Origin of the sequence: Streptomyces sp. WAC06614, from assembly GCF_003949795.1 — a bacterium.
Classification (GTDB): Bacteria; Actinomycetota; Actinomycetes; order Streptomycetales; family Streptomycetaceae; genus Streptomyces.
This window is the reverse complement of record NZ_RPRY01000051.1, coordinates 1-23,958: the sequence shown is the minus strand read 5'-3', so window position 1 is coordinate 23,958 and position 23,958 is coordinate 1. Positions and strand designations below refer to the sequence as shown.

Genomic DNA, 23,958 nt, shown 5'->3' with positions numbered 1-23,958 from the left:
GCTTCAGCCTCCCTGGACCGCGGTGAGGACCTCGACCCGGTCGCCGTCGCCGACCGGCGTGGCGGGCCACTGCCCGCGCGGGACCACCGTCTCGTTCAGGGCCGCGGCGACCCCGGACGGTGCGCTGGTGAGGGTGGCGACCACCGCGTCGAGGGTGGTGCCGGGGACGAGCTCGCGGGGCTCGCCGTTCACCGAGACCGTCATCGCGGTCATACCAGGGACTCCTCACGTGCGGCGGAGAAACGACGGGGGCTGAAGGGGCGGGCGATCTCGGGGAGTTCCCCGGTGGTGAGCACCTCGGCGAGCACCTCGCCGGTCAGCGGGGTCAGCAGCACCCCGTTGCGGTAGTGCCCGGTGGCCAGGTGCAGGCCCGGCAGTTCGGTCGGGCCGAGCAGCGGGGCGTTGTCGGGGGAGCCGGGGCGCAGGCCCGCGCGGGTCTCGGTGAGCGGGAGTTCGGTGATGCCGGGCACCAGCTCGTGCGCGTCGCGCAGCAGTTCGTAGACCCCGCCGGCGGTGACCGTGGTGTCCCAGCCCAGCTCCTCGCTGGTGGCGCCGAGGACCAGCTCGCCGTTCTCCCGCGGCACGAGGTAGACGTGGCTGCCGCGGACGACCGCCCGGACCGTACGGGACAGGAACGGCCGGTACGCGGGCGGCACCGCCAGGCGCAGGACCTGGCCCTTGACCGGCCGGACCGGCGGGACGGCGCCCGGCGGCAGGCCGGGCAGCCGGCCGCTGAGGCTGCCGGCCGCGAGGACGACCTGGCCGGCGGCGAGCGGGGTGCCGTCCTCCAGGACGGCGCCGGTGGCCCGGTCGGCGGTGACGGTCAGCCGCTCGGCCCGGCAGCGGTGGACCGCGACCCCGGCCCGTTCGCAGGCGGCGAGCAGGGCCGCCGCGAGCCGGCGGGGATCGGCCTGGTGGTCGCCGTCGACCCGCAGACCGCCGCGGACGCCCGGAGCCAGCATCGGCTCCAGGCGACGGCACTCGCGGCCGGTCAGCCACTGCGAGTCCAGTCCGCTGCGGCGCTGGAGGGCGTGCAGCTCGCGCAGGTGCAGGCGGTCGTCGGCGTCGAGGGCGACCGCGAGGGTGCCGCACGGGCGGTAGCCGATGTCCAGGCCGCCGCTGGCCTCGCGCAGTTCGGCCGCGAAGTCCGGGTAGCGCTCCGCCGAGGCGAGGTTGAGGCCGAGCAGGGTCTCCTCGCCGTAGTGCAGTTCGGTGACGGCGGCCAGCATGCCGGCCGCGACCTGGGCGGCCCCGCCGCCCGGGGACGGATCGCACAGCGCGGTGCGCAGGCCCCGCTGCGCGGCGCGCCAGGCCGTGACCAGGCCGATGATCCCGCCCCCGATGACGAGGACGTCGGACCGGCCGGTTGGTCCGGAATGTACGGATGCGTGCATGGGCGTCCAGCCCCTCCCTTCGCCGGCATGACCCGGATCAGGTTCGTACGGTCGGAGGCCGTCCAGCCTCCCTCTCAGCCCGGTCCGTCCGGGCTCCCGCGTTCGGTACGGTGGCCAGACTAGCCCGGGCCCCGGGGCCCGGGTAGGGAGGCCCGGGGGCCGGCTGTTCCTGACGGAGCGTCAGATGATTAGGCTGGGCGACGTGACCGAGCAGACGCAGCAGACGCAGATGCAGCAGACCCGCGGCGACGCCCCGCGGACCCGGCCCCACGTGGTCGTCGTCGGTGCCGGGATGGCCGGTGTGCAGACCGCGGTCGCCCTGCGGGAACAGGGCTTCACCGGCTCCGTGACCCTCCTGGGCGCCGAGCCCCACCAGCCCTACGACCGCCCGCCGCTGTCCAAGGCGGTCCTGCTGGGCAAGGCCGAGAGCGCCGCGTTCGACGTGGACTTCGAGGGCCTCGGCATCGAACTGCGCCTCGGCGTCGAGGTCACCGCGCTGCGGGCCGCCGACCATCAGGTGGACACCGAGGCCGGCCCGGTCGCGTACGACGTGCTGGTCCTGGCCACCGGCGCCGAGCCGCTGAACCTGCCAGGCGCCGAGGGCGTGCCCGGCGTGCACCTGCTGCGCACCCTCGACGACGCCGCCCGGCTGCGCCCGGTGCTCGCCGCCGCACCCGACCTCGTGGTGGTCGGCGCCGGGTGGATCGGGGCCGAGTTCGCCACCGCCGCGCGCGAGGCCGGCTGCGCGGTGACCGTGGTCGAGGCGGCCGACCGGGTGCTGGCCGGAGCCCTGCCCGCCGAGGTGGCCGCGCCGATGGCCGCCTGGTACGCCGAGGCCGGCGTCCGGCTGGAGACCGGGGCGAAGGTGGCCGCCGTCGAGCCCGGCCGGGTGCTGCTGGCCGACGGGCGGACCCTGGCGGCCGGGGCCGTGGTCGTCGGCATCGGGGCCCGGCCCGCCACCGGCTGGCTGGCCGGGAGCGGGGTGGAACTCGGCCCGGACGGCGCGGTCGTCGCGGACGACCGGCTGCGGACCTCGCTGCCCGACGTCCACGCGGTCGGCGACTGCGCCTCGTTCCCCTCCGCGCGCTACGGCGCCCGGCTGCTCGTGCACCACTGGGACAACGCCCTCCAGGGCCCGCGGACCGTCGCCGCCGACATCGTGGCGGGGCCGGGCGGCGGGACGGCGCAGGTCTACGACCCCGTCCCGTACTTCTGGTCCGAGCAGTTCGGCCGGTTCGTCCAGTACGCCGGCCACCACGCCGGCGCCGACACCCTGCTGTGGCGCGGCGACCCGGCCGGCGCCGCCTGGTCGGTGTGCTGGCTGCGCGACGGGGCCCTGGTGGCCGTCCTCGCCGTGGGCCGCCCCCGCGACCTGGCCCAGGGCCGCAAGCTGATCGAGGCGGGCACCCCCATGGACCCGGTCCGCACCGCCGACCCGACCGTCCCCCTGAAATCGGCCACGCTCTGAGCGGCCGGGGCGGCCCCGCGGCCCCCGCTCGGCCCGCCCGACTACCGGCTGTCCGTCCCGGATGGCAGGCTTGTCCCGTGACCGAGATTGACGCAAAGATCGACGCACTCGTCCCCGAGTGGCTCTACCTCCCCGACATCGCCGAAATGCTGGACGTGGAGGTGACCCGAGTCCGGCAGCTGGTCAAGGAGGGCCAGCTCATCGCCGTGCGGCGCGGTGAGAACCGTGCGCTGCAGGTGCCCGCCGCCTTCATCGACGGCGACAAGGTGGTCAAGGGCCTCAGCGGCACCCTGACCCTGCTCCGGGACGACGGCTTCAGCGACGAAGAGATGCTGGAGTGGCTCTTCACCCCGGACGACACCCTGCCGGGCACCCCCGCGCAGGCCCTGAGCGAGAATCGCGGCACGGAGGTCAAGCGCCGCGCCCAGGCGCTCGCCGTCTGATCCGTTCCACCGCTCCAGCACCACCACGCACCACGCGGGGTACGGGCCCGGCCGGGCCCGTACCCCCGCCTGTCAGGGGGGAACCGCCCGATGAACGACGTCCGCGCCCAGCTGTCCGACGCCCGTCTCTACCTGTGCACGGACGCCCGCAAGCGCCAGGGCGACCTCCCCGAGTTCCTCGACGCCGTCCTCGCGGGCGGTGTCGACATCGTGCAGCTGCGCGACAAGGGCATGGAGGCGGGCGAGGAGCTGGAGCACCTCGCCGTCTTCGCCGAGGCCGCCCGTCGGCACGGCAAGCTCCTCGCGGTCAACGACCGCGCCGACGTCGCGCACGCCATCAGCTCCGACGTGCTCCACCTCGGCCAGGGCGACCTCCCGGTCCCCGCCGCCCGCGCCGTCCTCGGCGACGGGGTGGTCATCGGCCGCTCCTGCCACGCCGAGTCCGAGGTCGCCGCGGCCGCCGCCGAGCCCGGCGTGGACTACTTCTGCACCGGCCCCTGCTGGCCCACCCCCACCAAGCCCGGCCGGTACGCCCCCGGCCTGGACCTCGTCCGGTACGCCGCCTCGCTGCGCCAGGACCGCCCCTGGTTCGCCATCGGCGGCATCGACACCACGAATCTGGACGAAGTCCTGGACGCCGGCGCCGAGCGGATCGTGGTCGTCCGCGCGCTCACCGGGGCCACGGACCCCGGAGCGGCCGCCGCGGACCTGGCCAAGCGGGTCCGTGAGCGCCTCGCGTGACCCCTTCCGCGGCGACGTAGCAGCTCAGGGCCGGGCGTGCGACCAAGTGTCCAAAAATCTGTCCACCTTTCGGACAGCACTTCGTCCGTTGTGAGACCGCGTCTAACCTGCCGGTATGGCCCTTGGTACCGCTTCCACCCGCCCGGACCGCGCACGTACCGTGCGCGACATCCTCGCCTCCGGCAAGCCCTCGTACTCGTTCGAGTTCTACGCGCCCCGGACCGAGAAGGGCGAGCGCAGCCTGTGGAACGCGCTGCGCCGGGTCGAGGCGGTCGGTCCGAGCTTCGTGTCGGTGACCTACGGGGCCGGCGGCTCCACCCGCGGCGGCACGGTCAAGGCCACCCAGGAGATCGCCGCCGACACCATCCTGACCCCGGTCGCCCACCTGACGGCCGTCGACCACTCGGTGGCCGAACTGCGGCACGTCCTCGGCCAGTACGCCGACGCCGGCATCCGCAACATGCTCGCCCTGCGCGGCGACCCGCCGGGCGACCCGATGGGCGAGTGGGTCAAGCACCCGGAGGGCGTCACCTACGCCGCCGACCTGGTCCGGCTGATCAAGGAGTCCGGCGACTTCTGCGTGGGCGTCGCCGCGTTCCCCGAGATGCACCCCCGTTCCACCGACTGGGACACGGACATCCGGCACTTCGTCGACAAATGCCGCGCGGGTGCCGACTATGCGATCACCCAGATGTTCTTCCACCCGGAGAACTATCTGCGGCTGCGCGACAGCGTCGCCAAGGCCGGCTGCGACACCCCGATCATCCCTGAAGTCATGGCCGTTGTGAACGCGCGCACCCTCGACCGGCTGCCCCAGCTCAGCAACGCGGCCTTCCCCGAGGACGTGAAAGAGCGCATCCTCGCCGTCAAGGACGATCCGGCCGCTGTACGCTCCATTGGCATCGAGTTCGCCACGGAGTTCTGCGCGCGGTTGCTGTCCGAGGGTGTCCCGGGGCTGCACTTCATCACGAACAACTCCACGGCGACTCTCGAGATCTACGAGAACCTGGGTCTGCACCAGCGGGCCTGACCGGCCGTACGCGTGACCCGTGGGCGGCCGACCGAGAGGGGCCACGCATGGGAATGACGGTTCTCTACGTCGCGTTCGGCTTCGTCGCGCTGTGGCTGCTGGCCGAGGTGCTGCTCCAGTACAAGGCGCGGCTGCGCTGGCGGCTGCTCGCCTTCGTCGGCTTCCTCGGCGTGGTCGCCGGTGTGGTGCTGCCGTCGGTGCCGGTGATCGCCGTCGGCGCGGGCGCGTTCGCGATCGGCCAGACCCTGGTGACGCTGTCCTTCCGCAAGGGCTTCGTGGCCGGATGGGCGCTGCGCCGCGACGCCCCGGACGCCGCGTCCGCGCCGCCGGCCGGCGGCCGCTCCGGCGGCGGCCGGTCGGGCAAGCGACGGCGCGGGGCGGCCCCGCGGCCGCCGGAGCCGGCGCTGGAGGTCACCGCGCTGGAGTACGACGACGACCCGGCCACCGCGGCGGACGGGGCCGGCGGCCCGGACGCGGAGCGGCCGGTCGCGGCCGACCAGGTCTACCTCCCGCAGCCGATGGACGACGACACCGGCTCGTACGGCATCCAGAGCTTCTCCCCGACCGGGCAGGGCGCGCCGCACAGCTTCGCCGGGCCCGAGCAGGACGCCCACCAGTACGCGGCCTACTACGACCCGCAGCAGCAGGGCGGCTACGAGGCCGGGTACGCCTACGGGCAGCAGCAGACCTACGCCGCCTACTCGGACCCGTACATCGGCACCGGCGGCGGGGTGGCCCAGCCCTACGCCGGGTACCCGCAGTACACCGACCCCCAGTACGCGACGGACACCCCGCCCGGCGGGGTGTGGGTGCCGCAGCAGCGGGACGTCGACGCGCCCTACCCGGCCCAGCCCCAGCAGCCGCAGCCCTATCCGGGGCACGACCCCCAGCAGTACCCGTACCAGGGCTCCGGGGAGTACGAGCAGTACCGCTACTGAGTCCGGCAGCGGCTCCGGCACGCGCGCCGGGGCCGCAGCAGGGGCGGGGCCGGGCCGGGGCGCCGGTCACTGGGAGCCGCGGAAGTCCGGGCCCTCCACGATCAGGCCCGTGACCAGGGCGCCCGTCATACCGGCGTGCGGGAGACCGCCGCCCGGGTGGGACCAGCCGCCGGCCAGGTAGAGGCCCGGCAGCGGGCTGCTGTTCGACGGGTGCAGGAACGTCGCGGCGGAGCCCGCCAGGGCCGGGGCCGGGACCACGCCGCCCTCGGCGCCGGTGGCCGCCTCGATGTCGGCGGGGGTGCGCACCTCGTGCCACAGCAGCCGCTCCCGCAGGTCCGGGACGGCCCGTGAGGCGGCGTCCAGCAGCCTTTCGCGGTAGCGGGCCACCAGATCCCGGTCCGACCAGTCCAGGACGCCCTGAGGGGCGCAGACGGCGCTGAGGGTGACCGCCTCGTGGCCGGCGTCGGGCACGGTCGCCGGATCGTCCGGCCGCAGCACGGTGACCGTGGGGGGCCCGGCGTGCTCCCCGGCGAACCCGGCGGCCGCCTCCCCGGAGGCATCGGGGGAGTGCACCACCGTGCGGTGGACGGTGCCCTCGGGCCGGGCCCCGCGCAGCGCCAGGAACACGGTGAACCGGCCGGCGACGCCCTCGTGCGGCGCCACGGTGCCCTCCGGCCAGCGGCCGCCGGGCAGGGCGGACTCCACCAGCCGGCCCGGGGCGGCCCCGCAGACCACCGTGTCGGCCGCCACCTCGGTACCGTCGGCCAGCAGCAGACCGGCCGCCCGGCCGTCCCGCACCAGGATCTCCCGGACCTCCGCACCGAGGACGAATTCCACCTTCCGCTCGCGGCAGCGCTCGTGGACGGCGGTGGCCAGGGCCCGCATCCCGCCGCGGACGTACCAGCTCCCGAACGTGTGCTCCATGTAGGGCAGGACCGCCGCCGAGGCGGGCGTGAGCGCCGGATCGAGGCCGCGCTCCAGTGCCGGTGCCTCCAGCAGCCGGGCCAGGGAGCCGCCGAGCTCGCGCCGGGCCACCTCGGCCAGGGTCGGCGGGCGGCGGCGCAGCAGGCCGCTGCCGCGCGTGTACGGGTAGGGCTCGCGGCCCAGGACCTCCCAGTTCGGCCACAGCGGCTCTTCGAGCAGCGGGCGGCGGGTACGGTCCCAGGCCTCGCGGGCGCGGCCCATGACGGCGCTCCAGCGGGCCCCGGCGCCCGCCCCGAAGGCCTGGTCGAGGACGGCGGCGACCCCGCCGCGGGAGGCGCCGGGCAGGGTGACGTCGGTGCCGTCGGCCAGCAGGTGACGCACGGCCGGGTCGACCTGGACCAGGTCGACGCAGTCCTCCAGGGAGCGCTTGCCGGTCTTGACGAACAGGTCGCGGTAGACGGCCGGCAGGTCCAGCAGGCCGGGACCGGTGTCGAAGGCGAAGCCGTCCCGCTCGTACCGGCCGAGCGAGCCGCCGTAGGTGGCGGCGCGCTCGTACACCGTCACCCGGTGTCCCGCCACCGCCAGCCGGGCCGCCGTCGCCATCGCGCCCATCCCGGCGCCGATCACCGCAATTCGTGCCATGCGGCCGACCCTATCCGCCGGCGCCCGGGGGACCGCCGGGCGGGGCGCCGGTGCGTTCCAGGGCGGCGAGCCGCTTCTCCTCGCGGCGCTGGGCCCGGCGGCGCAGGAACCGGCGGATCCGGGTCCACAGGTGGACCAGCAGGGCCAGACCGGCCGCCAGCAGCACGGCGGCGATCACGGCAGCGGCACCGGGATGGAACATCGCGAAGGTGACGAGGGCGGCCACGCCCAGGTCCTCGGCGCTGCTCACCACGACGTTGGTGAACGGTTCGGGCGAGGTGTTGATCGCCATCCGGGTGCCGGCCTTGACCGCGTGGCTGGCCAGCGCGGTGGAGCCGCCGACCGCCCCGGCCGCCAGATCGGGCAGGGATCCGCTCTGCCCGGCCAGCAGGGCGCCGACCACCGCCCCGGCCGCCGGCCGGACCACGGTGTGCACGGCGTCCCACGCGGTGTCCACGTACGGGATCTTGTCGGCGACGGCCTCGCAGAGGAACAGCACGCCCGCCGCCACCAGCACGTCGGTGCGCTGGAGCGACTCGGGCACCTGGTCGGTGAACCCGGCCGCGCCGAACAGGCCGAGCAGCAGGACCACGGCGTAGGCGTTGATCCCGCTGGCCCAGCCGCTGGTGAAGACCAGGGGGAGCACACTCACCCGGTCATCATGACGCAGCGGCGCACCGCCCGGAGGGGGAACGCGCGAGGGGGCGGCCGCTCTCGGCGGCCGCCCCCTCGGGCTCAGCTGTTACGGGCTCAGTGGCCCTGCTCGTCGCGGCGACGCTGCCACCGCTCCTCGATGCGGTGCATCATCGACCGGCGCTGCCGGTTGTGACCGCGGCCCGCTCCACCGGGACCGCCGACGGGGTGCTCACCAGGTTTGGGTGCCTTGCGCCATCCGGTGATCGCGAGGACCGCGCAGCCCAGCATGACGAGGAAGCCCACCACACTGATCCACAGCAGGTCCGGCGCGACCATACCGGTCATGAGGAGCGCGATACCCACCAGGAAGCCTGCGACTGCCTGGTAGACCCGTCGCCGGGTGTACGTACGCAGCCCGCTTCCCTCGAGCGCTGTCGCGAACTTGGGATCTTCGGCGTACAGCGCTCGCTCCATCTGTTCGAGCATTCGCTGCTCGTGCTCCGAGAGCGGCACGGGAGTTCTCCTCATCCGTCGGTCGCGGGGGGAGCGACCGGGGGTCCCCTTCAGGATAGGCAGGGAATCGCCCCCGTGAAACCCGCCCCTCTACGCCACGTTGCTTTTCAAAGAGAGCACAGCCCCAACAAGCACTGCACCACAAGCACTGTCACAACCAAGCACTGTCATCACACTGCGCAAACCGTACCGTCGGGTGGGCGGGCGCTGAGGCCGTTATTCCCCGATGCCCTGTCCACCATGCCGGTGCGTGTCCTCGATCATACGGCGCCGAGCGCCGGTTCGGAGGGTCTGCGCCGTACCGCCTTGCCGGGACTGCGCCGCAGTTCAGGCCCGCTTCTCGCCCAGTACGTGCAGCTGCGTGGCGACCGCGTGGAAGGCCGGCAGCTCCGCGGCGGCCTCCTCCAGCTTGAGCAGGGCCTGTGCGGCGCCCGGCTCGGTGTCCACCAGGACTCCGGGCACCAGGTCCGCGAAGATCCGTACGCCGTGCACGGCGCCGACCTCCAGCCCGGCTTGCCCGACCAGCTCGGAGAGCTGGTCGGCGGTGAAGCGGCGCGGCACCGGGTCGCCGTCGCCCCAGCGGCCGGCCGGGTCGGTCAGGGCCGTCCGGGCCTCGGTGAAGTGGCCGGCCAGCGCCCGGGCCAGCACCGCACCGCCGAGCCCGGCGCCGAGCACGCTGAGCGTGCCGCCCGGGCGCAGGGCGGCCACGGCGTTGGCCACGCCCTCGGCCGGGTCGTCCACGTACTCCAGCACGCCGTGGCAGAGCACCACGTCGTAGGCCTCCCGCTCGACGACGTCCAGCAGGCCCTGCGCATCGCCCTGCACGCCCTGGACCAGGTCGGCGACGCCCTCCTCGGTGACCCGGCGCTCCAGCCCGAACAGCGCGTTCGGGCTGGGGTCGACCACGGTCACCCGATGGCCGAGCCGGGCCACCGGGACGGCGAACTTGCCGGTGCCGCCGCCGGTGTCCAGCACGTCCAGCACGTCCCGCCCGGTCGCCTTGGCCCGGCGGTCGAGGGCCTCCTTGAGGACCTCCCACACCACGGCGGTGCGGAGGGAGGCACGGGGGAGGGAAGTGTCCGACACGGCTGATGACTCCTCGGCGCGGAAGGGGCGGGGCGAACGTGCGCTCCCACCCTATTGCCTCCCGCAGCCGAGCAGCTCATCCCGCGTCCGGGCGCTCCGGACGTGGCTGGGGGAGCACCGGCTGGAGGGCCAGCATCCGCTCCACCAGGCGCAGGAACATCGAGGCGGCGCGCAGCAGATCGTCGGCGTCCCGGCTGCTGGCCGCGTCGGGTATGCCCGCTTCGGCCCGGGCCCGGCGGGCGGCTCCGGAGGCGAACAGCGCGCTCCACTCCACCAGCTCCGGGGCGATCTCGGGGAGCACCTCCCAGGCGCTGCGGATCCGCGGCCGGCGCCGCGGGTTGACCGGCTCGGGCCGGCCCCGGGCAGCCAGCACGGCCGCCGCGGTGCGCAGGGCGGCGAGGTGGGCGGTGGCGTACCGCTCGTTGGGCCGGTCGAGCAGGGCGGCCTCGGCCAGGCCCTGGTGGGCCTTGGCCAGCAGGTCGAGGGCGGCCGGCTCCGCGGCCGACCTCCGCAGGACGGGGTGGACAGGGGACGGGGACGGTGTGGCCATGACGAACCTCCTGTCGTTGCGTTCTGTCGTGTTGCGCTGACCCCATCGTGAAGCCCGCCACTGACAACGCCACTGACCTGCTCCTTTGCACTGCCTTCCGGCCAACTCGCCCCCGGTGCGCGGATCCCCCGCGGAAAGGTGCTAAGTTTTTGAACTGACTGGTCAGTTCAAAGAAAGGGGAGGGCGTGGACAGCCTGGGGCACCTCCCGGCGGCAGCCGGGGGAGGCGCGGCCGTCACAGCCGTGGACTTCGGACTCAAGGGCCCGCGCGGCTGGGTCTTCCGGGGCGTGCACCTGGACGCCGCGCCCGGTTCGCTGATCGCGGTCGAAGGACCGTCGGGAAGCGGCCGGACCTGCCTGCTGCTCGCCCTCACCGGCCGGATGAAGGCGACCCACGGACACGCGGAGGTCGCCGGTCACCGGCTGCCCAAGCACCTGACCGCGGTCCGCAAGGCCACCGCGCTCGGGCCGGTGCCCGGGGTCACCGACCTCGACCAGGCCCTGACCGTCGCCGAGCAGCTGCGCGAGGCCGCCCTGCTCCAGCGCCGCTACGACGGACCGGTCCGGGCCCTGCTGGCCCGGCCCGCCGAGCGGGCCGCCGCCACCCGGGCCCGGATCGACGCCGCCCTGGCCGCGGCCGGCCTGGACCTGGCCACCCTGCCCAAGGGCGACCGCACCTCGGTGCGCGACCTGGAGCGGCTGGAGTACCTGCGGCTGTCGGTGGCCATCGCGCTGCTCGGCCGCCCCGGGCTGCTGGCCCTGGACGACACCGACCTCAAGCTCTCCGACGCCGAACGCGCCGAGGTGTGGGCCCTGCTGCGGAACATCGCCGCCGCGGGCACCACCGTCCTGGCGGTGTGCAGCGAGGCCCCCGAGGACGCGGTCGTCCTGCGCACGGCCCCCGCCTCCGAGATCGCCGCGCCGGCCCACGCGGCCGACCCCGAGCGGGCCCCGCGCCGCCGCCTGCGCCGCCCGGCCGCCGCGACCGCCCCGGCCGGCCCGGCCGCCGCGACCGCCCCGGCCGGCCCGGCCGCCGCGACCGCCCCGGCCGCCGACCAGGCAGCCCCGGCCGCGCCGGCCGCCACCCACGACGGGGCGACGACCGACGCCGAGACGACCGACGCCGAGACGACCGGCACCGACAAGACCGGCACCGACAGGACCGGCACCGACAAGACCGACACCGAGAACACGAAGGGGACCGACGAGGATGCGCTCGCCGAAGCTCGCCGCGCTTGAGCTCAAGCGGTTCGGCCGGGGCAAGCTGCCCCGGGCCGCGCTCGTGGCGCTGCTCCTGCTGCCACTGCTCTACGGCGGCCTCTACCTCTGCTCGTTCTGGGACCCGTACAGCCGCCTCGACAAGGTGCCCGTCGCGCTGGTCAACGCCGACCGCGGCGCCACCGTCGACGGCAAGCGGATCGAGGCCGGCGACGAGATCACCAAGAAGCTGCTGGAGAGCAAGACCTTCGACTGGAAGCAGGTCAGCGCCGCCCAGGCCGCCAAGGGCCTGGAGAACGGGACCTACTACCTGTCCCTGACCATGCCCGCCGACTTCAGCGAGAAGATCGCCTCCAGCTCCGGCGACGACCCCGCCACCAGCGCCCTCCAGGTCAAGACCAACGACGGCAACAACTACGTGGTCGGCTCGATCTCCCGCACCGTCTTCTCCGAGGTCCGCGCGGCCGCGTCCACCAACGCCTCCCGCGGCTTCTACGACAAGATCTTCGTCAGCTTCTCCGACCTGCACGACAAGACCGCCGACGCCGCCGGCAACGCCGACAAGCTCGCCGACGGCGCCGACCGGGCCCAGAAGGGCGCCGCCGAACTCGCCGACAAGCTCGACACGGCCAAGGAGAAGACCGGCGAGCTCACCGACGGCCTGCGCACCCTCAACGGCGCCGCCGGCCAGCTCAGGACCGGCTCCCGCAGCGTCGCCGACGGCACCCAGACCCTCGCCGACAAGGTCAACGGCATCAACGCCAAGGCCCAGCCGTTCCTGAAGGAGAACCAGCAGCAGATCGTCGACACCGCCCGGCTGGTCGCCGACACCGCGAAGACGGTCAACGCGCACCTGGACACCTTCGCCAAGAAGGCCCCGGCCGCCGAGGCCGCCAGCAAGCGGGTCGCCACCGGCGCGGCCGACGTCTACACGCAGATGTGCACCAACGCCCAGCCGGCGCCGGCCTCCTGCCCCAAGCTCAAGAAGGTCCGGGACGACGCCGCCGAGGCCGCCGTGCTCGCGACCGACGCCCACACCCTGGTCAAGAACTCCGGCGGCGACCTCGGCAAGCTCCGCGGCCAGCTCGACACCCTGGAGAAGCAGGCCCGCAAGCTCGTCGCCGACGGGCCGGCCCTGTCCGCCGACCTCAAGAAGGCCGTCGCGGACGTCAACGCCCTCAACGACGGCGCCCACAAGGTCGCCGACGGCATGGTCAAGCTCCACCAGGGCCTCGGCTCCGCCACCTCCGGCTCCGCCAAGATCGACACGGGGGTCGGCAAGCTCGGCGAGGGCGCCCACAGCCTCAGCGGCGGCATCTACAAGGTGGCCGACGGCAACGGTGCCCTGGCCGACGGCCTGCACGACGGCGCCGGGCGGATCCCGGACTACGACCAGCAGCAGCGCGAAGGCCGCACCGAGGTGATGGCCGACCCGGTCAAGCTCGCCAACGAGTCCCTGCACAAGGCGCCCAACTACGGCACCGGCTTCGCCCCGTACTTCATCCCGCTCTCCCTCTGGGTCGGCGCGATGGTCGCGTACATGCTCATCCAGCCGCTCAACCGGCGCGCCCTGGCCGCCGGCGCCTCGCCCTGGCGGATCGCCCTGGCCGGGTGGCTGCCGGTCGCCTCGCTCGGCATCGCCCAGGTGGCCATGCTGATGTCCGTCCTGCACTGGGGCCTCGGCCTGGAGATGGCCCACGCGGCGCTCACCCTCGGCTTCCTCGCCCTGGTCACCGCCTGCTTCGCGGCGATCGTCCAGTGGCTGAACGCCAAGTTCGGCGCGGCCGGGCGGATCCTGGTCCTGGTGGTCCTCATGCTCCAGCTCACCTCCGCCGGCGGTACCTACCCGATCCAGACCAGCCCCGGCTTCTTCAACGCCATCCACCCCTACCTGCCCATGTCCTGGGTGGTAGAGAGCCTGCGCCGGCTGATCACCGGCGGCGACCTGACCGTCGTCTGGCAGAGCTTCGGCGTCCTGGCCGCCTTCACGGTCGGCGCCCTGGCCCTGACCGCCCTGGCCGCCCGCGGCAAGCAGGTATGGACCATGGACCGGCTGCATCCGGAACTGAGCCTGTAGGGGGACCTGTGACAATCAGCGCCATGGACAGCAGCACCAGCACGGGCACCGGCGCCACGCGCCGGCAGGCCACGCGCCAGAAGCTCTACGAAGCAGCCGTCACGCTCATCGCCGAACAGGGCTTCTCCGCGACCACGGTCGACGAGATCGCCGAGCGCGCGGGCGTCGCGAAGGGCACCGTCTACTACAACTTCGCGAGCAAGACCGAGCTCTTCGAGGAACTGCTGCGGCACGGGGTCGGCCTGCTGACCGCCTCGCTGCGGGACGCCGCCGAGGAGACCGAGCGGCGCGGCGGCACCCGGATCGAGGCGCTGGACGCGATGATCCGGGCCGGCCTGGTCTTCATCGACCGCTACCCGGCCTTCACCCAGCTCTACGTCGCCGAGCTCTGGCGCACCAACCGGGCCTGGCAGTCCACCCTCATGGTGGTCCGCCGGGAGGCGGTGGCCGTGGTGGAGAAGGTGCTGGCCGAGGGCGTCGAACGGGGCGAGCTCAGCAGCGAGATCGACGTCCCGCTCACCGCGGCGGCGCTGGTCGGCATGGTGCTGGTGGCCGCGCTGGACTGGCAGTCGTTCCAGCGGGAACGCTCGCTGGACGACGTCCACTCGGCGCTGTCGCTGCTGCTGCGCGGACGGGTGAGCGGAAGCCGCTGACCGGCGCCGGGGCGCCGTGACCCGGTCGGCGGTGCCCTGCGCGCCGCGCGGCGCGTAGAACTAGGTATCCGTACCTAGTCATCGGGATGAGTATGCGTACGGATGGGCTCCCACCTGCGGGAACAGCAGAATGGGAGGCACGGACGGGGGAGCCCGGCCCGCACCGCGGACACGGGGCCGCGGAGCGGACCGGGCACCTCGCCCGACCACGGGGGTGGGGGAAAACGGAACGCCGGTGCGGCGGGCTCGGGGGGATCGGGCCCGACGGCACCGGCGTTCCGGCGTTCTGTTGTCCGGGCGTTCCGGTGGTCCGGCGTTCCTCAGCCCCGGCCGCGCAGCGGCAGCGCCGGGAGCCGGTCGCGCAGCGCCGTCAGACGGGCCGTCACCGCCGTGGCCAGGGCCGTCCGCCGGGCGGCCAGGGCCCGGCCCACCCGGGCCGCCGACCGCGGCAGCAGCAGGGCCCGCAGCCGGGCCCGCCGGCCCAGGCCCGCCAGCAGCCCGGCCCGCACCAGGAGGACGTCCGCCGCGAGGCCCTCGTACCCGGCCTCGGTGCCCGGAGGGGCGTACAGCAGCCGCTCCACGGCGGAGGCCACCCGCAGTGCCGCGTCCGCGGCGTCCCGCTCCAGCTTGCCCAGGACCGCCACCCGCTGCGCCGCGCGCCGCGGGGACAGCGCGCCGTCCGGGGGGATCCCCACGTCCCAGGCGCAGTCGCCGAGTTCGCGCCAGGCGGTGAGCACGTCCGGCCGGCCCAGCCGGCGCGTACGGACCCGGTGGCGCCACAGCACCGGCAGCAGGGGCAGGCCCAGCAGCAGGACGGCCGCGACCGTCCAGCCGATCACCGTCCCGGCCGAGGGGCCGCCGCTGCCGGAACCGGTCTGCTGACCGGCCACCGGCCCGCCGCACTCGCCGATCTTCTTCAGCTCCGGCGGGCAGTCCTGCGACGCCGAGGGCGCCGGGGCCGGCGCCTGGCTGCTCTGCGAGGGCAGCGCCGTCGGCGCGGTCGGCTGGGTCACCGGGGCCTCGGGCCGGGCGTAGTCGGGCGTCGAACCCTGGCCCGGCGTCGGCTCGAACCGGGTCCAGCCGACCCCCTCGAAGTACAGCTCCGGCCAGGCGTGGGCGTTCTTCATGGTGACCACCATGCTGCCGTCCGCCTGCTGGGTGCCCGGGGTGAAGCCGACCGCCACCCGCGCCGGGATGCCCAGCGTGCGGGCCATCGCCGCCATGGAGAAGGAGAAGTGGATGCAGAAGCCCTCACGGTCCTGGAGGAACCGGGCGATGGCCTGCGAGCCCGTCCCCGACGACACCTTCGTGTCGTAGCGGAAGCCGCCGTCCTCGGCGAACCAGTCCTGGAGCCTGACCGCCTTCGTGTAGCTGTCCCGCGCGCCCTTGGTGACCTCGCGCGCGGTGTCGGCGACGATCGGCGGCAGGTTGTCCGGCAGCCGGGTGTACTCGGACAGCACGCTCGCGGCGGGCACCGGGGCCGTCGACAACTGCTGCGCGGTGGGCCGCAGGTGCAGGCTGCGCACGGTGTACTGCACGCCCTGCACGGTCTGGAACTTGTCCTTGCCCGTCTGGTCGCCGACCAGCGTCCGCCCGGCCGGCTCGTACCGCCAGCGGCCGGGGATGTCCACCTGGGTCGCCGGGTAGGGCATCGGCAGGTAGCGCTGGCCGTAGTTGCCCGCCGCCGAGACGCTCGTGCGCACCTCGGTGGCCGTCTGCCGCACCGGGTCGCCGAGCCCCTGCGGGACGGGCAGCCGGGAAGGTACGTCGGTCAGGGCGCGGCCCGAGGCCTCCCACTTGACGCCGTTGAACTCGTCGAGGGCGAGGATCCGCAGGTACTGGTCGGACACCTGCCGGTTGTCGGTGCGGTAGCGCAGCACCTCCCGGTTGTCCTGGGAGTTCAGGCTGCTCTGGAGCGACACCAGCGGGTTGACCGCGGAGATCGTGCCGCCCTGGCCCTTGCCGTTGTCGCCGGACTGTCCGCTGTCGTCGAGCAGTCCGCCGTCCAGCGCGGGCAGGGCCGCCGGCAGCAGCAGGGCCACGCCGAGGGCCACCGCGCCGATCCGCCGCCCGGTGCGTACGGGCGCCAGCGGACGGCCGCCCTCCAGCGCCCCGCCGTGGCTGCCGGCCCCGGCCCGGGGGCCGCCGCCGCGCGGGGTCCCGCCGAACACCCGGCCCCACTGGGCCAGCCGGTCCCGGCCCTCGGCCAGGAGCAGCAGCAGGTAGCCGCAGCCGGCCAGCAGGAACCACAGCCAGGCCGTGCCGCCCGTGGACAGCCCGGCCGCCACCGAGTACAGGGCCAGCAGCGGCAGCCCGGCCGCGGCGGCGGTGCGGAAGGTGACCGCCAGCAGGTCGACCAGCAGGCCGACCACCAGCACCCCGCAGACCAGCAGCAGCCGGATCCCCGGGGTCAGCGGCGCCGGGATGGCGAACTCCGCCACGTCCTGCACGCCCTGGCGGAACAGCCCGCCGAAGTCCGTCACCAGATAGCTCAGCGCCCCGCCGCCCGACGAGCCCTCGCCCTCGCCGATGAACAGCAGGGCGAGCAGCAGCAGCGACACCAGCACCTGGGCGGCGACGGTCAGCACCCGCGCCAGCGGGATCCGCCGGGCCACCGCCCCGACCCCGCTCTGCACCGCCAGCAGGATCGCCGCCTGGACCAGCCAGGTCGCCGGGTGCACCAGCGGCAGCAGCGCGGCCGAGGTGAGCAGCGTCGCCAGCAGCGAGAAGACCGTCAGTCTCGCCCGCCCGCTCATGACCGACCTCCGGAGGTACGTGTTCCCGTGCCCGGCCCGGCGGGCGTTCCTGCCGCCAGCCGCCACAGCTCGCCGAAGGCGGCGCCCGGCGGCACGTCCAGCGCCGTCCAGCCCCCCTCGGTCAGCCGCCGCAGCCGCTCGTGCGGGGCGAGGCCCGTCGCGGGCCCCGCGGCCTCCTGCGGCGGCCGGCCGGTCCAGGCGCCGGAGTCCAGCAGGAAGGCCAGCGCCCCGCCGTTCGGCCGCATCCGGGCCGCCAGCGTGGCCTGGGCGTCGTCGAGGTCGCCGAAGAAGGCGACGAGCATGCCCTCGCCGCGTTCGGCGCGCAGGGCGTCGTGGGCGCGGGACAGGCCCGCGCCCTCGGAGTGCCCGATCACCGCGAGGGTGTCCATCATCAGCCCGGCCGCCTCGGCGGCCTCGTGCCCGGCGGCCGAGAAGCCGCCCCCGCCGTCGCCGACGGTGTCCCCGGTGTCGGTCAGCAGCCGCACCGAGAAGCCGCGCTCCAGCAGGTGCACCAGGACCGAGGCGGCCGCCGAGACCGCCCACTCGAAGGCCGAGTCCGGCCCGGCGCCCTCGTAGGCCAGGTGCCGGGTGTCCAGCAGCACGGTGGCCCGGCTGCGCTGCGGCTGTTCCTCGCGGCGCACCATCAGCTCGCCGTAGCGGGCGGTGGAACGCCAGTGCACCCGGCGCAGGTCGTCGCCGTGCCGGTAGGTGCGCGGGATGACGTCGTCGTCGCCGGCCAGCGCCAGCGAGCGCTGGCTGCCGTCGCCGTAGCCGCCCGACTCCCCGGCGAGCTGTACCGGCGGCAGCGGCTCGGTGCGCGGGACCACGGTCAGGGTGTCGTACGAGCTGAACGAGCGGGTGAGCTCCACCAGCCCGAAGGGGTCGGTCAGGCGCAGCTGGAGCGGGCCCAGCGGGTAGCGGCCGCGCAGGTCGGAGCGGACCCGGTAGGACACCTCTCGGCGGCCCCCCGGCTCCACCCGGTCCAGCACGAAGCGGGGCCGGGGCCCGAGCACGTAGGGGACCCGGTCCTGGAGCATCAGCAGCCCGGTGGGCATGCGGGAGACGTTGTCCAGCCGCAACTGCACCCGCGCCTCGCCGCCCGCGGCCACCCGCAGCGGGGTCAGCCGACGGCTGCCGGAGACCCGGTAGCGGGTGCGGTGCAGGGCGTAGACGCAGATCAGCGGCAGCACGGCGAGCAGCAGGCCGACGCGCAGCAGGTCGTCCTGGCCCAGGACGTACGCGCACACGGCGGCGGCGATCCCGGCGGCCAGGAAGGACCGGCCGCGAGTGGTCAGCCCGGACAGGGCCGTGCGCAGGCCGCCGCGCTCGCCGTCGGCGCCGTCGCGGGCACCTGCCTCCATCAGTACCCCCGCACGCCCACGCCGGGCGGCTGCTCACCGCGCCCGTGGGCGCTGGGGACGGGCACGCGCTGGAGGATCTCGCCGACCACCTGCTCGGCGGTGCGCCGGGCCAGCTGGGCCTGGGGGGTGGGCAGCAGCCGGTGCGCGAGCACCGGGGCGGCCAGCGCCTGGACGTCGTCGGGCAGCACGTAGTCGCGCCCGGACAGGGCGGCGGAGGCCTTCACGGCCCGCAGCAGGTGCAAGGTGGCCCGCGGGGAGGCGCCCAGCCGCAGGTCGGGGTGGTGCCGGGTGGCCGCCACCAGGTCCACGACGTAGCGCCGCACCGGCTCGGCGACGTACACGTCGCGCACGGCCTCGATCAGCTCGACCACGTCCTGGGCGTGCGCGACCGGCCGCAGGCCGTCGAGCGGGGAGATCCCGCCGTGGACGTCGAGCATCTGCAGCTCGGCCTCGGCGCTGGGGTAGCCGACGGAGACCCGGGCCATGAAGCGGTCGCGCTGGGCCTCGGGCAGGGGGTAGGTGCCCTCCATCTCCACCGGGTTCTGGGTGGCGACGACCATGAACGGCGACGGCAGCTCGTAGGTGGAGCCGTCGATGGTGACTTGCCGCTCCTCCATGGACTCCAGCAGTGCGGACTGGGTCTTGGGCGAGGCGCGGTTGATCTCGTCACCGATCACGATCTGCGCGAAGATCGCGCCGGGCTTGAACTCGAACTCCCGGCGCTGCTGGTCGTAGATGCTGACGCCGGTGATGTCCGACGGCAGCAGGTCCGGGGTGAACTGGATCCGCTGCACCGAGCAGTCGATGGACCGGGCCAGCGTCTTGGCCAGCATGGTCTTGCCGACGCCGGGGACGTCCTCGATCAGCAGGTGCCCCTCGGCGAGCAGCACGGTCAGCGCCAGCCGTACGACCTCGGGCTTGCCCTCGATCACGCTCTCCACCGAGCGGCGGACGCGGTCCGCGGTCGCGGTCAGGTCCGCGCCCACGCTCGCCTTCGCCCGCGCGGGGGTGCCCCCGTGGCTCGCACGGTCGTCATAGGTCGTCACCAGGTTCTCCTCGGCCCTTTCCCGGGCCGACGCCCACTGCGCATGACCGGCCCACCCCGAAACAGGGACGCCGGTCGGGAGGTTTCCCGGCGGCGTCACCCCGCATTCTTGACGGCGTCACCGCCCGGTGTCACTCACTTGTGTCACCTACGCGGCGGGATCGATCTCCCGCAGGAGCCCGGTGTGCACGTCGAAGACGAAGCCTCGCACATCGTCCTTGTGCAGCAGGAAGGGGTTCGTACGGACCCGCTGCATGGACTGGCGGACGTCCTGGTCGACGTCGCGGAAGGCCTCCACCGCCCAGGCCGGGCGCTGGCCGACCTCGTCCTCCAGCTCGTGCCGGAAGTCCTCGGTGAGGTTCTCCAGGCCGCAGCCCGTGTGGTGGATGAGTATCACGCTGCGGGTGCCCAGGGCGCGCTGGCTGATGGTGAGCGAGCGGATGGTGTCGTCGGTGACCACGCCGCCCGCGTTGCGGATGGTGTGGCAGTCGCCGAGCTCCAGGCCGAGGGCGGCGTGCAGGTCGAGGCGGGCGTCCATACAGGCCACCACGGCCACCTGGAGGACGGGGCGGGCGTCCATGCCGGGGTCGGTGAAGTGCTCGGCGTAGTGGCGGTTGGCTTCCACCAGCCGGTCGGTGACGCTTTCGCCGCCGGAGCCCCGGGGGGTGGAGTGGGCAGGAAGGTGTGCGGAGGTCGTCATGACTACGACGTTAGTGGTCACGCGGGGTGCCGGCAGGGTGTGAGGAGGGACAAAGAACGTCAACGGACCTTGTTGTGAGCTAACCCACAGGAGTGGGTAGGGGGCCGCCGATCGGGTGGTTCGCGGCTTTTGGGGGTTGGTCGGGGGCGGGGCACACCGGGCGCGGGCCGGTTCCCCCCGTGCGGGGAACCGTCGACTAAAGTGGCGCGAACCGGCCCGGGCCCGGTCCCGACCGGCCGCCCGGCCCCTGCCGAATCCCCGCGTGCGCGGCGCGTACGCGTGCCGCGCCGTTAGTTTGAGAGGGCGCTGTGAGTAGCGAGTCCCGCCACGTCCCGGTGATGCTCCAGCGGTGCCTGGACCTGTTGGCCCCGGCACTTCAGGAGCCCGGAGCGGTCGTGGTCGACTGCACCCTCGGGCTCGGCGGCCACAGCGAGGCCCTGCTGAAGCGCTTCCCCGAGGCCCGGCTGATCGGCCTGGACCGCGACAAGGAGGCCCTGCGGCTGTCCGGGGAGCGCCTGGCGCCCTACGGGGACCGCGCCACCCTGGTCCACGCCGTCTACGACGAGCTGCCCGAGGTCCTCGACCGGCTGGGCCTGCCCACCGTCCAGGGTTTCCTGTTCGACCTGGGCGTCTCCTCCATGCAGCTCGACGAGGCCGACCGCGGCTTCGCGTACGCCCAGGACGCCCCGCTGGACATGCGCATGGACCAAACGGTCGGCATGAGCGCCGCCGAGGTGCTCAACACCTACCCGGCCGGCGAGCTGGTCCGGATCCTGCGCGCCTACGGCGAGGAGAAGCAGGCCAAGCGGATCGTCTCGGCGATCGTCCGCGAGCGCGAGAAGGAGCCGTTCAGCAACAGTGCCCGGCTGGTCGAGCTGATCCGCGACGCGCTGCCGCAGGCCGCCAAGCGCACCGGCGGCAACCCCGCCAAGCGCACCTTCCAGGCCCTGCGCATCGAGGTCAACGGCGAGCTGTCGGTCCTGGAGCGGGCCATCCCGGCCGCCGTGGACCGGATCGCGGTCGGCGGCCGGATCGCCGTGCTGTCGTACCACTCGCTGGAGGACCGCCTGGTCAAGCAGGTCTTCGCGGCGGGCGCGGCCAGCACCGCGCCGCCCGGTCTGCCGGTGGTCCCGGAGAAGTACCTGCCCAAGCTCAAGCTGCTGACCCGCGGCGCCGAACTTCCCACGGAGGAGGAGATCGCCGAGAACCGGCGGGCGGCCCCGGCACGGTTCCGCGGCGTCGAGCGCATCCGCGAGGCGAATCTGTGATCCCGGCCGCTGCGGCGCCGGAGCGCGAGGAGGTCTGGTGAGCAAAGGGGCGGCCACGCTGACGCGGATGCGCCGCGGGCGGACCAGGACGGTCCGCCCCGCCGGGAAGGGGGGCGGGCAAGCAGCCCGCACGCCCTTCGTGCTGCTGGTCGTGGCCCTCCTGGGCGGCGGACTGATCAGCCTGCTGCTGCTGAACTCGGCGCTCAACGAGGGCTCGTTCCAGCTCAGCAGGCTGAAGAAGGAGACCACCGCCCTCACCGACGAGCAGCAGGCCCTCCAGCGGGACGTCGACGCGCACTCGGCGCCCGACGCGCTGGAGCGGCGGGCCCGGGAGCTGGGGCTGGTCCCGGGCGGCAGCCCGGTCTTCCTCGGGCCCGACGGTGCCGTGAGCGGTACGGCCACCCAGGCCGAAGCCCCGCCCCCACCGAGCCCGACGCCCACGCCCTCCGACCGGCCCTCGCCGGGCCAGGCCGCGCCTTCCCAGGCCCCGGCGGGCCAGGCCGCGCCGTCCCCGGCCGCGGCGGGTGCCGACCCGACCGGCCAGGGCCAGGCCGGCCAGGGCCCGGCTGCGCAAGGCCCTTCGTCCTCTCCCGCGCCGAACCCACAGACCTCCGGCAGGTGACCTCCATGACCCACCGGGCGCCGGCCCCGGCTCCGCCTGGTCGGCGTCGGGCTGGCGCTGGTGATGCTGGTCTTCGTGGGCCGGCTGCTCCAGGTGCAGGCCGTGGACGCCTCCGCGTACTCCGCCGAGGCCTCGAAGAACCGGTACGCCAACTACACGCTGGCCGCCGAGCGCGGTGACATCACCGACCGCAAGGGCGTGGCCCTGGCCACGAGCGTGGACGCGTACGACATCACCGCCGACCCCTCGATGTTCACGCCGAAGGAGAGCAAGGCCCCCGACGCCCCCGAGCAGGCCGCCGCGCTGCTCGCGCCGATCCTGGACAAGGACCCCAAGGACCTCGCCGACCGGCTGCGCAAGAACACCCGCTACGTCGTCCTCGCCCGCCGCCAGACCCCCCAGGTCTGGAACCAGATCAAGGACCTCAAGCGGGTCTTCGCCGAGAAGGCGCAGGCCGACAAGAAGAACAACGGCCCCGGCGCCAACGTCCTCGCCGGGGTCTTCCAGGAGCCCAGCAGCAAGCGCGTGTACCCCAACGGGACGCTCGCCGCCGGGATACTGGGCTACGTCAACGCCGAGGGCAAGGGCGCCGGCGGCCTGGAGTCCGCCCTCGACAAGAAGCTGGCCGGCAAGGACGGCGAGATCACCTACGCCCAGGCCGGCGGCCGCCAGGTGCCCACCGCGGGCTCCCGCGAGGAACCGGCCGTGCCCGGCGAGGACGTCGAACTGACCATCGACCGCGACATCCAGTGGGCCGCCCAGAGCGCCATCACCGAGCAGGTCGAGAAGTCCGGCGCCGACCGCGGCTACGTCATCGTCCAGGACACCCGTACCGGCGAGGTCCTCGCCATGGCCAACGCCCCCGGCTTCGACCCCAACGACCTCAGCAAGGCCCGCTCCGCCGCCATGGGCAACGCCGCCCTCCAGGACGTCTACGAGCCCGGCTCCACGGCCAAGGTGATGTCGATGGCGGCGGTGCTGGAGGAGAAGAAGGCCTCCCCGCTCACCCATGTCACCGTCCCCAACCGACTGCACCGCGGCGACCGGCTGTTCAAGGACGACATCGACCACCCCACCTGGTACCTGACCCTCAACGGGGTGCTGGCCAAGTCCTCCAACATCGGCACGATCCTGGCCACCGGCCAGCTCGGCGACACCCAGGGCGAGGCCAACCGCATCCTGTACGGGTACCTGACCAAGTTCGGCATCGGCCGGCCCACCGGCCTGGACTACCCCGGCGAGTCCCGCGGCATCCTGGCCGAGCCCGAGAAGTGGTCGACCTCCCAGCAGTACACGATCCCTTTCGGCCAGGGACTCTCCCTCAACGCCATGCAGGCGGCCAGCGTCTACTCGACCATCGCCAACGGCGGCGTCCGCGTCACCCCGACCCTGGTCCGCGGCACCAAGGGCCCCGACGGCCGCTTCACGCCCGCCCCGGCCCCCCAGAAGACCCGGGTGATCAGCGAGGAGACCGCGAAGACGCTGGCGCAGATGCTGGAGTCGGTGGTCGACGACGAGGAGGGCACCGGGACCAAGGCGAAGATCCCCGGCTACCGGGTCGGCGGCAAGACCGGAACCTCCAACCGGGTGGATCCGGCCACCGGCCGCTACAAGGGCTACACGGCCTCCTTCGCCGGGTTCGCACCCACCGACAACCCGCGCATCACCGTGTACTGCGCCGTCCAGAACCCCACCAAGGGCAGCTACTTCGGCGGCCAGATCTGCGGCCCGATCTACAAGAAGGTCATGGAGTTCGCCCTGAAGACCCTCCAGGTGGCCCCGACCGGAACCGCCCCGGCCGGTCTGCCCGTCACCTTCGACCCCGGCCCGCAGCCCACCCCGCCGCCCGGCCAGTGACCACCACGAGCGTGAGGCACCAGCAGTGACAACGATC

The 23,958-nt window shown here is 74.2% G+C and carries 21 protein-coding genes, 1 pseudogene and 1 riboswitch; of the genes and pseudogenes, 11 read left to right on the top strand and 11 right to left on the bottom strand.

Translation table 11 applies throughout. The features are described from left to right. Positions 1–3: 3 nt before the first annotated feature. Both thiS and thiO read right to left on the bottom strand, forming a co-directional pair. Positions 4–204 (bottom strand): sulfur carrier protein ThiS, encoded by a 201-nt coding sequence (gene thiS / locus EF918_RS10035; protein ID WP_125643929.1) that lies wholly within the window; start codon positions 202–204, stop codon positions 4–6. 5 nt (positions 205–209) lie between these two features. Then, positions 210–1,394, bottom strand: a complete 1,185-nt coding sequence (gene thiO / locus EF918_RS10030) for a glycine oxidase ThiO (RefSeq protein WP_125643904.1) — start codon at positions 1,392–1,394, stop codon at positions 210–212. 13 nt (positions 1,395–1,407) lie between these two features. Next, positions 1,408–1,495: riboswitch (TPP riboswitch) on the bottom strand. Between the two features lie 128 nt (positions 1,496–1,623). On the opposite strand from thiO, the gene EF918_RS10025 reads away from it, so the two are divergent. The 5 genes from EF918_RS10025 (at position 1,624) to EF918_RS10005 (ending at position 6,014) form a co-directional block, all read left to right on the top strand. Continuing rightward, on the top strand, positions 1,624–2,862 hold the full coding sequence (locus EF918_RS10025; RefSeq protein ID WP_125643927.1) for an NAD(P)/FAD-dependent oxidoreductase: 1,239 nt from the start codon (positions 1,624–1,626) through the stop codon (positions 2,860–2,862). 77 nt (positions 2,863–2,939) lie between these two features. Further along, positions 2,940–3,305 carry an Rv2175c family DNA-binding protein gene (locus EF918_RS10020; RefSeq protein ID WP_125643902.1) on the top strand — a complete coding sequence of 122 codons (366 nt, stop codon included), beginning with the start codon at positions 2,940–2,942 and terminating at the stop codon, positions 3,303–3,305. Positions 3,306–3,395: 90 nt separating this feature from the next. Further along, entirely contained in the window at positions 3,396–4,046 is a 651-nt protein-coding gene (gene thiE / locus EF918_RS10015) for a thiamine phosphate synthase (protein WP_125643900.1), read from the top strand. 115 nt (positions 4,047–4,161) lie between these two features. Beyond that, entirely contained in the window at positions 4,162–5,076 is a 915-nt protein-coding gene (gene metF / locus EF918_RS10010) for a methylenetetrahydrofolate reductase [NAD(P)H] (RefSeq protein WP_125643898.1), read from the top strand. 47 nt (positions 5,077–5,123) lie between these two features. Beyond that, positions 5,124–6,014, top strand: a complete 891-nt coding sequence (locus EF918_RS10005; protein ID WP_125643896.1) for a hypothetical protein — start codon at positions 5,124–5,126, stop codon at positions 6,012–6,014. Between the two features lie 66 nt (positions 6,015–6,080). Here the strand turns inward: EF918_RS10005 and EF918_RS10000 are convergent, their stop codons facing one another. From EF918_RS10000 to EF918_RS09980, 5 genes are all read right to left on the bottom strand, one after another. After that, entirely contained in the window at positions 6,081–7,580 is a 1,500-nt protein-coding gene (locus EF918_RS10000) for an NAD(P)/FAD-dependent oxidoreductase (RefSeq protein WP_185921672.1), read from the bottom strand. A gap of 10 nt (positions 7,581–7,590) precedes the next feature. Then, positions 7,591–8,232 carry a DUF4126 domain-containing protein gene (locus EF918_RS09995; RefSeq protein WP_125643894.1) on the bottom strand — a complete coding sequence of 214 codons (642 nt, stop codon included), beginning with the start codon at positions 8,230–8,232 and terminating at the stop codon, positions 7,591–7,593. Positions 8,233–8,330: 98 nt separating this feature from the next. Beyond that, a complete protein-coding gene (locus EF918_RS09990; RefSeq protein ID WP_125643892.1) occupies positions 8,331–8,729 on the bottom strand; it encodes a DUF3040 domain-containing protein in 399 nt (132 codons plus the stop codon). A gap of 327 nt (positions 8,730–9,056) precedes the next feature. Further along, a complete protein-coding gene (locus EF918_RS09985; protein WP_125643890.1) occupies positions 9,057–9,815 on the bottom strand; it encodes a methyltransferase domain-containing protein in 759 nt (252 codons plus the stop codon). Between the two features lie 76 nt (positions 9,816–9,891). Then, on the bottom strand, positions 9,892–10,365 hold the full coding sequence (locus EF918_RS09980) for an SAV_6107 family HEPN domain-containing protein (RefSeq protein ID WP_125643888.1): 474 nt from the start codon (positions 10,363–10,365) through the stop codon (positions 9,892–9,894). Between the two features lie 194 nt (positions 10,366–10,559). Between EF918_RS09980 and EF918_RS09975 the strand changes: the two genes are divergently transcribed. The 3 genes from EF918_RS09975 to EF918_RS09965 are packed head-to-tail and all read left to right on the top strand — an operon-like array spanning position 10,560 to position 14,312. Further along, positions 10,560–11,603 carry an ATP-binding cassette domain-containing protein gene (locus EF918_RS09975; RefSeq protein WP_125643922.1) on the top strand — a complete coding sequence of 348 codons (1,044 nt, stop codon included), beginning with the start codon at positions 10,560–10,562 and terminating at the stop codon, positions 11,601–11,603. Then, the gene (locus EF918_RS09970; protein ID WP_125643886.1) at positions 11,575–13,659 is read left to right on the top strand and encodes a YhgE/Pip family protein; all 2,085 of its coding nucleotides are present in this window, start codon (positions 11,575–11,577) and stop codon (positions 13,657–13,659) included. The genes EF918_RS09975 and EF918_RS09970 overlap by 29 nt, the downstream gene beginning before the upstream one ends. A 23-nt stretch (positions 13,660–13,682) precedes the next feature. Beyond that, positions 13,683–14,312, top strand: a complete 630-nt coding sequence (locus tag EF918_RS09965) for a TetR/AcrR family transcriptional regulator (RefSeq protein WP_125643884.1) — start codon at positions 13,683–13,685, stop codon at positions 14,310–14,312. A gap of 320 nt (positions 14,313–14,632) precedes the next feature. Here the strand turns inward: EF918_RS09965 and EF918_RS09960 are convergent, their stop codons facing one another. The 4 genes from EF918_RS09960 to EF918_RS09945 all read right to left on the bottom strand — a co-directional run bounded on the left by EF918_RS09960 (position 14,633) and on the right by EF918_RS09945 (position 20,174). Further along, positions 14,633–17,068 (bottom strand): DUF3488 and transglutaminase-like domain-containing protein, encoded by a 2,436-nt coding sequence (locus EF918_RS09960; RefSeq protein ID WP_125643882.1) that lies wholly within the window; start codon positions 17,066–17,068, stop codon positions 14,633–14,635. Continuing rightward, positions 17,065–18,429: a DUF58 domain-containing protein gene (locus EF918_RS09955; protein WP_125643880.1), complete on the bottom strand. Its 1,365-nt coding sequence runs from the start codon at positions 18,427–18,429 to the stop codon at positions 17,065–17,067. The genes EF918_RS09960 and EF918_RS09955 overlap by 4 nt, the downstream gene beginning before the upstream one ends. Beyond that, entirely contained in the window at positions 18,429–19,475 is a 1,047-nt protein-coding gene (locus EF918_RS09950; RefSeq protein ID WP_125643878.1) for a MoxR family ATPase, read from the bottom strand. The genes EF918_RS09955 and EF918_RS09950 overlap by 1 nt, the downstream gene beginning before the upstream one ends. Before the next feature lie 147 nt (positions 19,476–19,622). Beyond that, complete coding sequence (locus tag EF918_RS09945; RefSeq protein ID WP_260610022.1) at positions 19,623–20,174, bottom strand: carbonic anhydrase; 552 nt, start codon at positions 20,172–20,174, stop codon at positions 19,623–19,625. A 308-nt stretch (positions 20,175–20,482) separates the two neighbouring features. Here EF918_RS09945 and rsmH point away from each other — a divergent pair, with 308 nt between their 5' ends. The 3 genes and pseudogenes from rsmH to EF918_RS09930 all read left to right on the top strand — a co-directional run. Further along, the gene (rsmH, locus tag EF918_RS09940; protein ID WP_125643874.1) at positions 20,483–21,442 is read left to right on the top strand and encodes a 16S rRNA (cytosine(1402)-N(4))-methyltransferase RsmH; all 960 of its coding nucleotides are present in this window, start codon (positions 20,483–20,485) and stop codon (positions 21,440–21,442) included. 67 nt (positions 21,443–21,509) lie between these two features. Then, the gene (locus EF918_RS09935; protein WP_125643920.1) at positions 21,510–22,064 is read left to right on the top strand and encodes a septum formation initiator family protein; all 555 of its coding nucleotides are present in this window, start codon (positions 21,510–21,512) and stop codon (positions 22,062–22,064) included. Between the two features lie 21 nt (positions 22,065–22,085). Beyond that, a pseudogene (locus tag EF918_RS09930) lies at positions 22,086–23,921 on the top strand (peptidoglycan D,D-transpeptidase FtsI family protein); the annotation flags it as partial. Positions 23,922–23,958: the final 37 nt, after the last annotated feature.

Bases quoted from the DNA above. Each gene is read 5' to 3' on its own strand.
- thiS (WP_125643929.1), bottom strand. From the start codon at position 204: ATGACGGTCTCGGTGAACGGCGAGCCCCGCGAGCTCGTCCCCGGCACC.
- thiO (WP_125643904.1), bottom strand. From the start codon at position 1,394: ATGCACGCATCCGTACATTCCGGACCAACCGGCCGGTCCGACGTCCTC.
- EF918_RS10025 (WP_125643927.1), top strand. From the start codon at position 1,624: ATGCAGCAGACCCGCGGCGACGCCCCGCGGACCCGGCCCCACGTGGTC.
- thiE (WP_125643900.1), top strand. From the start codon at position 3,396: ATGAACGACGTCCGCGCCCAGCTGTCCGACGCCCGTCTCTACCTGTGC.
- metF (WP_125643898.1), top strand. From the start codon at position 4,162: ATGGCCCTTGGTACCGCTTCCACCCGCCCGGACCGCGCACGTACCGTG.
- EF918_RS10005 (WP_125643896.1), top strand. From the start codon at position 5,124: ATGGGAATGACGGTTCTCTACGTCGCGTTCGGCTTCGTCGCGCTGTGG.
- EF918_RS10000 (WP_185921672.1), bottom strand. From the start codon at position 7,580: ATGGCACGAATTGCGGTGATCGGCGCCGGGATGGGCGCGATGGCGACG.
- EF918_RS09980 (WP_125643888.1), bottom strand. From the start codon at position 10,365: ATGGCCACACCGTCCCCGTCCCCTGTCCACCCCGTCCTGCGGAGGTCG.
- EF918_RS09970 (WP_125643886.1), top strand. From the start codon at position 11,575: ATGCGCTCGCCGAAGCTCGCCGCGCTTGAGCTCAAGCGGTTCGGCCGG.
- EF918_RS09965 (WP_125643884.1), top strand. From the start codon at position 13,683: ATGGACAGCAGCACCAGCACGGGCACCGGCGCCACGCGCCGGCAGGCC.
- EF918_RS09960 (WP_125643882.1), bottom strand. From the start codon at position 17,068: ATGAGCGGGCGGGCGAGACTGACGGTCTTCTCGCTGCTGGCGACGCTG.
- EF918_RS09955 (WP_125643880.1), bottom strand. From the start codon at position 18,429: ATGGAGGCAGGTGCCCGCGACGGCGCCGACGGCGAGCGCGGCGGCCTG.
- EF918_RS09945 (WP_260610022.1), bottom strand. From the start codon at position 20,174: ATGACGACCTCCGCACACCTTCCTGCCCACTCCACCCCCCGGGGCTCC.
- EF918_RS09935 (WP_125643920.1), top strand. From the start codon at position 21,510: ATGCGCCGCGGGCGGACCAGGACGGTCCGCCCCGCCGGGAAGGGGGGC.